Consider the following 9,237-nt stretch of genomic DNA (forward strand, 5'->3'; position numbering starts at 1 on the left):
TCAGGCGGTTAGAGGTTCGACTCCTCTAGGGTGCATTTTTTCTATTTAACTCGGGAAGTAGCTCAGCTTGGTAGAGTACTTGGTTTGGGACCAAGGTGTCGCAGGTTCGAATCCTGTCTTCCCGATTCATGGCGGTGTAGCTCAGCTGGCTAGAGCGTCCGGTTCATACCCGGGAGGTCGGGGGTTCGATCCCCTTCGCCGCTATAATGATCTTGTTGGACCTTTAGCTCAGCTGGTTAGAGCTCTCGGCTCATAACCGAGTGGTCGTAGGTTCAAGTCCTACAAGGTCCATTAAATACTATGGAGGATTACCCAAGTCCGGCTGAAGGGAACGGTCTTGAAAACCGTCAGGCGTGTAAAAGCGTGCGTGGGTTCGAATCCCACATCCTCCTTTATTATTAACGCGGGATGGAGCAGCTCGGTAGCTCGTCGGGCTCATAACCCGAAGGTCGTAGGTTCAAATCCTGCTCCCGCAATAAGGCTCGGTAGCTCAGTTGGTAGAGCAATGGATTGAAGCTCCATGTGTCGGCGGTTCGATTCCGTCTCGCGCCATATTTCTTATATATGCGGGTGTAGTTTAGTGGTAAAACTACAGCCTTCCAAGCTGTTGTCGCGAGTTCGATTCTCGTCACCCGCTTTGAACATTTAGTTCATTTACCAAGTTATTTAACTTGGGCGCGTAGCTCAGGTGGTTAGAGCGCACGCCTGATAAGCGTGAGGTCGGTGGTTCGAGTCCACTCGTGCCCATTAATAGGAGAATTACTCAAGAGGCTGAAGAGGACGGTTTGCTAAATCGTTAGGTCGGGTAACTGGCGCAAGGGTTCGAATCCCTTATTCTCCGTAGTTGAAGAGCTTAAAAGCTCTTTTTTTGACTTTAAAGGCTCTTTGTCAATTGTAGTGGGTTGATGAAAAGTTATAACCTGGAGAGGACCAACTTGGTTCTCTCCTTTTTGATATTCAAAGCAATGAGGATTCTAGTTTTAAAGTTTTCAAAGTTCCGGAAGCCAAAAGCATTGCGCTTGATGACCTTAATGAGGTTATTAGTAGCCTCTAGTTTTGCGTTTGAGTAGGGCAGTTCCAGTGCATTTATGATCTTGTCCTTGTCTTTCAAAAAGGTCTTGAAAACAGTTTGAAAAATAGGATTTACACAAGAAATCGTTTCTTCAATCAGTTCAAAGAAATGGTCTGTTTGTTTCTCTTGGAAATGAAACAGTAATAGTTGATAGAGTTCATAGTGCTCTCTAAGTTCTTGAGAGTATGCAAGGAGCTTTTCGAGAATCTCATTATTGGTCAAGTGTGACCGAAAAGTTGGGCGATAAAAACGTTTATCACTGAGTTTACGGCTATCCTGTTGAATGAGTTTCCAGTAACGTTTTAGTGCCTTATGTCCGTGCGATTTGCGATCAAAACGATTCATGACTTGGATGCGAAGACGATTCATAGCTCGACTGAGATGTTGGACAATGTGAAAGCGGTCGAGAACGATTTTAGCGTTTGGGAGTGAAACAGTCTGGGGGACTGTTTCAGCCTAAGCCAAGAAATTTGGAAGCGAAGTTTTCTGGCACTATCATAGTAGGGGCTAAACATATCCATGGTAATGACTTTCACGCGACTTCTCACCTTTCTAGAATAACGAAGAAAATGATTGCGAATGGTCACTTGAGTCCGCCCATCCAGGATAGCTACGATCTTTCTGGAATCAAAATCCTGTGCAATGAAGCTCATCTTCATCTCCCGATTGAAACAGTCACTCCCCTGACTGTTTCAACATCCCAGGACATAATCTCAGGAAGTCGGCTAAAGTCATGCTTAAAGTGAAAGTCATTTAGCTTGCGAATGACAGTTGCAGTTGAAATGGCTAGCTGATGGGCAATATCGGTCATAGAAGTCTTTTCAATCAACTTTTGAGCAATTTTTTGGTTGATAACACGAGGAATTTGATGATTTTTCTTGACGAGGGAAGTCTCAGCGACCATCATTTTAGAGCACTGATGCACTTAAAACGGCGCTTTCTAAGAAGAATTCTAGTAGGCATACCAGTCGTTTCGAGGTAAGGAATTTTCGACGGTTTTTGAAAATCATATTTCTTCATTTGACTTCCGCACTCAGGACAAGATGGAGCATCGTAGTCTAGTTTAGCGATGATTTCCTTATGTGTATTCCTATTGATGATATCTAGAATTTTGATGTTTGGGTCTTTGATATCGGGTAGTTTTGTGATAAAATGTAATTGTTCCATATGATTCTTTCTAATGATGGTTTGGTCGCTTTTCATTATAGATCTTATGGGACTTTTTTTCTACAACAAAATAGGCTCCATAACATCCATAGGGGATTTACCCACTACAAATATTATAGAGCCTATAATATGCGTTTTATCATAGACAGATCTATTTCATTTTCTACTATAGTTGATTGAAATAAGATATGAACAAAGAGGTTAGGAAAGTCAAAACAATGTCTAATAAATGTTTTAGAATCCATGGCATACTACTCTAAGTTCAATCCACTATAAAATTAAGTTTTTAACTAGCCTCTGAATGATTACTGAAGATTAACCTTGTTTTTCAAGATATAGTAAGTACCGAGGTAGAATCCAGCAATTAGGATTAAATCCGTAAAGATTTCAAATGTAAGCATCATATTGAAATTAGTATCTATGCGAAGGTTGAGACCGACAAAACCGAGCACGATCTGGATAACAATATAGGCTAAAACCGCGAGTGCTGTGCGGTATTCATTGAAAAGTTGTCCGATAGAGATTGCCAAGTAGATGCAGAGGATTCCTGAAACTGTGCTGAGGATATATGAAATCAGAGATAAGCCGATACTGTCTAGGTACTGTTGGAACAAGTCTTTGAAAGCAAGGAAATTAACAGAATTAGGCTCAATGATCACAAGAATGATATAAATGCTCAGAACCAATACTGCTGAACTGATCAGAGACCAAATGAAGGCCCCCAAGAGTTTGGCTAGGATAATCTGGTGTTCGGAAACTGGCAAGGTCAAAGTGAGATAACCTTGTCGGTCATAGACACTTCCCTTGAAGCGACGGATGATCAAAATCAAGGTTGAAATCCCAAGCGTAATCATCAAGCCACCAAACACGAGTGCTAGAAAAATAAGTAGAATAGGTTGACTTTCTTTGATGGGTAGATTGTTATAGGTCTTTGCTTGAATTCCGATAAGACCAGAAAGTGCTAACACAGCACCATAGAGAGCTAAATACCATTTGTTAACATTTTTAAATTCATAACGAACTAAATTCCAAAACATAATAATCTCCTTTAACTAGGCTTTGAATTCATGACGGAAGAGTTGGTCGATAGACTCTCCAGACTCATAGCGAATATCATCAACATTTCCTTGACGGACGACTTTTCCGTCCTTGAGGAAGACAATCTCATCCAAGATTGGTTCTATGTCTGAAATCAAGTGAGTTGAAATCAAGACAGTCGAAGTTGGAGAGTAGTTGTTGATGATGGTGTTCAAGATATAGTCACGAGCTGCTGGGTCGACACCCCCGATTGGTTCATCAAGCACATATAGACGAGCATCACGACTCATGACAAGAATCAACTGAACCTTTTCTTTGTTCCCTTTTGAGAGTTTCTTGAAACGGCTGTTCTCATCGATGCCAAGGTCACGAAGAAGACCTTGAGCACGTTCTAGATTAAAATCTTGGTAGAAGGTCTTGAAATAAGTGAGAGCTTCTTTGACCTTCATCTGTTCGTTGAGGTAGGTCGTATCAGGGAGATAAGAAACAATCGCTTTAGTTGCTGGGCTTGGTTCCATGTCATTGATAAGGATACGTCCTTCCTCTGGTTGTAGCAAGCCGTTGATTAGTTTAATCAAGGTTGTTTTTCCAGAACCGTTTGGTCCAAGGAGGCCAACGATTTTTCCAGCTGGAATTTCAAGGGAAACATTTGTAAGAGCAGGGCTTGCTCCATAGGATTTTGACACATTTTCAAATGCTAACAAGGTCATAGTTTAAACTCCTTCAATATAATCTCTCAAAACAGTCGGTAGTTCTTCTTTTTCATAGCCGAATTCTACCATGCCTGTTACAAACTGTTGCAGCTGTTCTTCTGACAGTTGCTTACGGGATTGGAGGATCAAGTCCAAATCCTCTGTGACAAAGCGTCCAGATGTCCGCTTGGTATAGACGAAGCCTTCTCTCTCCAAGTCCGATAGGGCGCGCTGGATGGTGTTGGGATTGACACCTGCCTCGCTAGCCAATTCTCTAACGGTTGGAAGCTGTTGATTGGGCTCGAGTTTATGGGAAATAATCTGCAATTTGATTTTCTCCATAATCTGCAAATAAATGGGTTTATTGTTATCAAATGTCCAAGACATCACGATCTCCTTTCTGTTTACCTTTGTGTTAATTCAATAATACAACAAAACAAAAAACTTGTCAAGCCAAAAGGAGAATTATTTTGGGAATCTCTTAAAAAATGGTATAATGAAAAGAAAACGACAAGGAGGGAAAGGCATGCGTTGTCCAAAATGTGGCGCTACAAAATCAAGTGTGATCGATAGTCGCCAGGCTGAAGAAGGAAATACAATCAGAAGAAGACGTGAGTGTGAAGAGTGTCAGCATCGTTTTACAACCTATGAACGTGTTGAAGAGAGAACACTAGTTGTGGTCAAAAAAGATGGTACACGGGAACAATTTTCAAGAGATAAGATCTTTAACGGGATTATTCGTTCAGCCCAGAAACGTCCAGTGTCTAGTGATGAAATTGGCATGGTGGTCAATCGCATCGAACAAAAACTCCGTAGTCGCAATGAAAATGAAATTCAGAGTGAGGTTATTGGCTCTTTGGTTATGGAAGAGTTGGCAGAGTTAGATGAGATTACTTATGTCCGTTTTGCCAGCGTTTACCGTAGCTTTAAGGATGTGAGTGAGCTTGAAAGCCTACTCCAGCAGATCACACAATCCTCTAAAAAGAAAAAGAAAAAGGAAAAATAAATGAAGCCAAATGACCGTTTTTCTTTTGTAAAGAACAATCGGGTGTCGCAAGATACCTCATCAATGGTGCAGTGCTACCTCCCGATTATCGGTCAGGAGGCGCTGAGCCTCTATCTTTATGCTGTGACTTTTTGGGATGGTGGTCAAAAAGAACATCTCTTTGCAGCCATGCTCAATCATCTCAATTTTGGGATGGATACCCTTTTAAAGGCTTTTAAAACTCTGACAGCCATGAAATTGGTGACCCTCTATCAGCAGGGGGAGGCCTATAACTTGTTACTCCATTCTCCCTTATCAACTCAAGAATTTTTACAACATACAGTTTATCGGACCTTATTAGAAAAAATGATTGGGGATAGTGCGGTAGCAGCCATGAGACAGGAAAGTGTTGAAGGGGAACCGATCTCGGTGGCCTTGAGTCAAATCTTTCCTCAGTTATCTGAGTCTGCGAGTCAAGAAACCTCTAGCAGTCAGCCAGCAGCAGATGATTTTGATTTGGAGCATTTTCGTCAGCTTATGGCTCGCGATGGTCTTCGTTTTCAAGATGAAACTTCGGATGTTTTGGCCTTGTTTGCAATAGCTGATGAGCAGAAGTGGACCTGGTTTGAGACTTATCAAGTAGCCAAAGCGACAGCAGTGTCGCAAGTGATTTCTGTCAAACGCATCCGTGAAAAGATAGCGCAAAAGCCTGTGACTTCTGACTTTAGTCCCAAGGAAGCAACCATTATCCGAGAGGCTAAGAAAAAGACAGCCTTGCAGTTCCTTGCTGAGATTAAGCAGACCCGCAAGGGAAGTATTACCCAGACTGAACGGGACCTGCTCCAGCAGATGGCAGCCTTGGGTTTGCTGGATGAAGTGATCAATGTTATCCTGCTCCTGACCTTTAATAAGGTTGATTCGGCCAATATCAATGAAAAATACGCCATGAAGGTGGCTAATGACTACGCCTATCAAAATATCCGTAGTGCCGAGGAAGCTGTCCTCCGTATTCGTGAACGTGGCCAAAAAGCAAAAACGCAAAAGCAGAATCAGACTGCCCCAGCAAAAACCAATGTGCCTAAATGGAGCAATCCTGAATATAAGAATACGTCATCCGCTGAGGAATTAGAAGAAATGGAACGCCAAACCCTAGAATTATTAGCAAAATTAGATAACGGAGGTGATTAGATGGAAAGTGTCGGAGATGTACTCAAACGTCAACCAAGCCGATTTCAGTATCAGGATTTAGTCCAGCAAATAGTGAAGGATCCTGATGTTGCGGCCTTTATCCAGAAAGAATCCCTCAGTCAGGAGGAGTTAAACCGTAGTATTTCCAAGTTTAACCAATACATCACTGAGAGAGATAAGTTCCTCCGAGGAGATACAGATTATATCGCGCGTGGCTACAAGCCTATCCTAGTCATGAATCATGGCTATGCGGATGTTTCTTATGAAGAAACTCCAGAGTTAATCGCGGCAGAAAAAGAAGCTGCCATCAAGAAACGTCTCAACTTAATTAATTTTCCATCTAGCCTGAAAAATGTCAGTTTTTTAGATGTTTATCGTGATGATGTTCGGCGTTTAACTGTTCTAAATAGAATGATAAAATTTGTTAACGATTACCCCAATAATTTGAAAGGTCTGTACTTATATGGAGACTTTGGTGTGGGTAAAAGTTTCATGGTGGCTGCCCTAGCCCATGATTTGTCAGAAAAACGTGGTGTTTCATCAACTCTCCTCCACTATCCTAGTTTTGTCATCGATGTCAAAAATGCCATCGGTGATGGCAATGTTAAGACCTTGGTGGACGAGATTAAGCTGGCTGAAGTCTTGATTTTAGATGATATTGGTGCCGAGCAATCAACAGCTTGGGTGCGTGACGAGATCCTGCAGGTCATTCTCCAATATCGCATGCAGGAAGATTTACCGACCTTTTTCACCTCCAACTTCAATTTTGAAGATTTGGAGCTGCATTTCGCTAAAGGGAAAAATGGAAATGACGAAACCTGGGAAGCTAGACGCGTCATGGAACGCATTCGTTATTTAGCAGAGGAAACCAGACTTGAAGGAGAAAATCGCCGATGACAGAAACAATCAAATTAATGAAGGCTCATACTTCAGTGCGTAGATTTAAGGAGCAAGAGATTCCCCAAGAAGATTTAAATACCATTTTGTCTGCAGGACAAATGGCTTCTTCTTGGAAAAATTTCCAATCGTATTCTGTGATTGTAGTTAGAAGTCAAGAAAAGAAGGATGCCTTATTTGAGTTAGTTCCTCAAGAAGCGATTCGCCAGTCTGCAGCCTTTCTTCTCTTTGTTGGTGATCTAAACCGTGCAGAAAAAGGGGCTCGTCTCCATACGGATGTTTTCCAACCTCAAGGGGTGGAAGGACTCCTCATCACTTCAGTAGATGCGGCTTTGGCTGGACAAAATGCCTTGCTTGCGGCAGAAAGCCTAGGCTATGGTGGAGTGATTATCGGTTTGGTGCGTTACAAGTCTGTTGAGTTAGCAGAATTGTTCAAGCTTCCTGACTATACCTATCCAGTCTTTGGGATTGCACTCGGTGTGCCAAACCAACAGCATGATGTAAAACCAAGACTGCCCCTAGAGAATGTTGTCTTTGAGGAAGAATACCAAGAACAGTCAACTGAGGCTATTGAAGCCTATGACCGTGTACAGACTGAATATGCAGGTGCGCGTGCGACTACAACTTGGAGTCAACGTTTGGCAGAGCAATTTGGCAATCCAGAACCAAGCTCGACTCGAGAAAATCTTGAGCAGAAGAAGTTATTGTAGAAAGTGAGAAAACATGGCCTTACCAACTGTTGCCATTGTAGGGCGTCCCAATGTTGGGAAATCAACCCTATTTAACCGTATCGCGGGAGAACGCATCTCAATCGTAGAAGATATTGAAGGTGTAACGCGAGATCGTATCTATGCCACAGGTGAGTGGCTCAATCGTTCTTTTAGTATGATTGATACTGGGGGAATTGATGATGTCGATGCGCCTTTCATGGAACAAATCAAGCACCAGGCAGAAATTGCCATGGAAGAAGCAGATGTTATCGTCTTTGTCGTGTCTGGTAAAGAAGGAATTACAGATGCGGACGAATACGTTGCCCGTAAACTTTATAAAACTCATAAACCAGTCATCCTAGCCGTTAACAAGGTTGACAATCCAGAGATGCGAAATGATATCTATGATTTCTATGCTCTTGGATTGGGCGAACCTCTACCAATCTCATCTGTTCACGGTATCGGGACAGGGGATGTACTGGATGCTATTGTGGAAAACCTCCCACATGAAGTTGAAGAAGAAAATCCAGATGTTATTAAATTCAGCTTGATTGGACGTCCAAATGTCGGAAAATCTAGCTTGATTAATGCCATTTTGGGAGAAGATCGCGTCATTGCCAGCCCTGTCGCTGGTACTACTCGTGATGCCATTGACACTCATTTTACAGATGCTGACGGTCAAGAGTTTACCATGATTGATACTGCTGGTATGCGTAAATCTGGTAAAGTCTATGAAAATACTGAGAAATACTCTGTCATGCGTGCTATGCGTGCTATTGACCGTTCAGATGTAGTTTTGATGGTCCTCAATGCCGAGGAAGGCATCCGTGAGTATGACAAGCGTATCGCAGGTTTTGCCCACGAAGCTGGTAAAGGGATGATCATCGTGGTCAATAAGTGGGATACTCTTGAAAAAGACAACCACACCATGAAAAACTGGGAAGAGGACATCCGTGAGCAGTTCCAATACCTGCCTTACGCACCGATTATCTTTGTTTCAGCTTTGACCAAGCAACGTCTCCACAAGTTGCCTGAGATGATTAAGCAAATCAGTGAGAGTCAAAATACCCGTATTCCATCAGCTGTCTTGAATGATGTGATTATGGATGCTATCGCCATCAATCCAACACCGACTGACAAAGGGAAACGCCTCAAGATTTTCTATGCGACTCAAGTGGCAACCAAACCACCAACCTTTGTCATCTTTGTTAACGAAGAAGAACTCATGCACTTCTCTTACTTGCGTTTCTTGGAAAATCAAATCCGCAAGGCCTTTGTCTTTGAAGGAACACCGATTCATCTGATCGCAAGAAAACGGAAATAAAAAAGCAGAATCTGGAAGGATATTTCCAGATTTTTTGCGGCTCTTTGTCAACTGTAGTGGGTTGATAAAAAGTTATAACCTGGAGAGGACCAACATGGTTCTCTCCTTTTTGATGTTCAAAGCAATGAGGATTCTAGTTTTAAAGTTTTCAAAGTTCCGGAAGC

General features: G+C 42.2%; 8 protein-coding genes, 9 tRNA genes and 1 pseudogene. 14 read left to right on the top strand and 4 right to left on the bottom strand.

The features are described 5' to 3' along the window. The first annotated feature begins 51 nt into the window (after nucleotides 1–51). The 9 genes from QM867_RS10425 to QM867_RS10465 all read left to right on the top strand — a co-directional run bounded on the left by QM867_RS10425 (nucleotide 52) and on the right by QM867_RS10465 (nucleotide 841). Nucleotides 52–125: transfer RNA gene (locus tag QM867_RS10425), tRNA-Pro, on the top strand. 5 nt (nucleotides 126–130) lie between these two features. Next, nucleotides 131–204: transfer RNA gene (locus tag QM867_RS10430), tRNA-Met, on the top strand. Between the two features lie 13 nt (nucleotides 205–217). Then, nucleotides 218–291 (top strand) — tRNA-Ile (locus QM867_RS10435). A gap of 11 nt (nucleotides 292–302) precedes the next feature. Then, a tRNA-Ser gene (locus tag QM867_RS10440) sits at nucleotides 303–392 on the top strand. Between the two features lie 10 nt (nucleotides 393–402). After that, nucleotides 403–476, top strand: a tRNA-Met gene (locus tag QM867_RS10445). A gap of 3 nt (nucleotides 477–479) precedes the next feature. Next, nucleotides 480–552: transfer RNA gene (locus tag QM867_RS10450), tRNA-Phe, on the top strand. Between the two features lie 14 nt (nucleotides 553–566). Further along, nucleotides 567–637 (top strand) — tRNA-Gly (locus QM867_RS10455). Nucleotides 638–673: 36 nt separating this feature from the next. Beyond that, a tRNA-Ile gene (locus QM867_RS10460) sits at nucleotides 674–747 on the top strand. Nucleotides 748–753: 6 nt separating this feature from the next. After that, nucleotides 754–841, top strand: a tRNA-Ser gene (locus QM867_RS10465). A 72-nt stretch (nucleotides 842–913) separates the two neighbouring features. Here the strand turns inward: QM867_RS10465 and QM867_RS10470 are convergent. The 4 genes and pseudogenes from QM867_RS10470 to QM867_RS10485 form a co-directional block, all read right to left on the bottom strand. Continuing rightward, a pseudogene (locus QM867_RS10470) lies at nucleotides 914–2,239 on the bottom strand (transposase). 305 nt (nucleotides 2,240–2,544) lie between these two features. Beyond that, nucleotides 2,545–3,276 (bottom strand): hypothetical protein, encoded by a 732-nt coding sequence (locus QM867_RS10475; RefSeq protein WP_414315733.1) that lies wholly within the window; start codon nucleotides 3,274–3,276, stop codon nucleotides 2,545–2,547. Between the two features lie 15 nt (nucleotides 3,277–3,291). Continuing rightward, entirely contained in the window at nucleotides 3,292–3,987 is a 696-nt protein-coding gene (locus QM867_RS10480) for an ABC transporter ATP-binding protein (protein WP_153225245.1), read from the bottom strand. A gap of 3 nt (nucleotides 3,988–3,990) precedes the next feature. After that, entirely contained in the window at nucleotides 3,991–4,356 is a 366-nt protein-coding gene (locus tag QM867_RS10485) for a GntR family transcriptional regulator (protein WP_000119157.1), read from the bottom strand. A gap of 139 nt (nucleotides 4,357–4,495) precedes the next feature. On the opposite strand from QM867_RS10485, the gene nrdR reads away from it, so the two are divergent. Genes nrdR through der form a run of 5 tightly spaced genes read left to right on the top strand, consistent with a single transcriptional unit; the run spans nucleotide 4,496 to nucleotide 9,073 of the window. Beyond that, the gene (nrdR, locus tag QM867_RS10490; RefSeq protein ID WP_075231816.1) at nucleotides 4,496–4,975 is read left to right on the top strand and encodes a transcriptional regulator NrdR; all 480 of its coding nucleotides are present in this window, start codon (nucleotides 4,496–4,498) and stop codon (nucleotides 4,973–4,975) included. Next, a complete protein-coding gene (locus QM867_RS10495; RefSeq protein ID WP_075231815.1) occupies nucleotides 4,976–6,142 on the top strand; it encodes a DnaD domain protein in 1,167 nt (388 codons plus the stop codon). Further along, nucleotides 6,143–7,039, top strand: coding sequence for a primosomal protein DnaI (gene dnaI, locus QM867_RS10500; protein WP_075231814.1), 897 nt, complete (start codon nucleotides 6,143–6,145; stop codon nucleotides 7,037–7,039). Further along, on the top strand, nucleotides 7,036–7,749 hold the full coding sequence (locus QM867_RS10505; protein WP_414315734.1) for an NADPH-dependent oxidoreductase: 714 nt from the start codon (nucleotides 7,036–7,038) through the stop codon (nucleotides 7,747–7,749). Before dnaI ends, QM867_RS10505 begins: the two co-directional genes overlap by 4 nt. Before the next feature lie 13 nt (nucleotides 7,750–7,762). Further along, nucleotides 7,763–9,073: a ribosome biogenesis GTPase Der gene (gene der / locus QM867_RS10510; protein WP_049508964.1), complete on the top strand. Its 1,311-nt coding sequence runs from the start codon at nucleotides 7,763–7,765 to the stop codon at nucleotides 9,071–9,073. Nucleotides 9,074–9,237: the final 164 nt, after the last annotated feature.

Origin of the sequence: Streptococcus infantis, from assembly GCF_047463635.1 — a bacterium.
Classification (GTDB): domain Bacteria; phylum Bacillota; class Bacilli; order Lactobacillales; family Streptococcaceae; genus Streptococcus; species Streptococcus infantis_W.

Coding starts and splice junctions, on each gene's coding strand:
- QM867_RS10475 (WP_414315733.1), bottom strand. CDS start 3,276: ATGTTTTGGAATTTAGTTCGTTATGAATTTAAAAATGTTAACAAATGG.
- QM867_RS10480 (WP_153225245.1), bottom strand. CDS start 3,987: ATGACCTTGTTAGCATTTGAAAATGTGTCAAAATCCTATGGAGCAAGC.
- QM867_RS10485 (WP_000119157.1), bottom strand. CDS start 4,356: ATGTCTTGGACATTTGATAACAATAAACCCATTTATTTGCAGATTATG.
- nrdR (WP_075231816.1), top strand. CDS start 4,496: ATGCGTTGTCCAAAATGTGGCGCTACAAAATCAAGTGTGATCGATAGT.
- QM867_RS10495 (WP_075231815.1), top strand. CDS start 4,976: ATGAAGCCAAATGACCGTTTTTCTTTTGTAAAGAACAATCGGGTGTCG.
- dnaI (WP_075231814.1), top strand. CDS start 6,143: ATGGAAAGTGTCGGAGATGTACTCAAACGTCAACCAAGCCGATTTCAG.
- QM867_RS10505 (WP_414315734.1), top strand. CDS start 7,036: ATGACAGAAACAATCAAATTAATGAAGGCTCATACTTCAGTGCGTAGA.
- der (WP_049508964.1), top strand. CDS start 7,763: ATGGCCTTACCAACTGTTGCCATTGTAGGGCGTCCCAATGTTGGGAAA.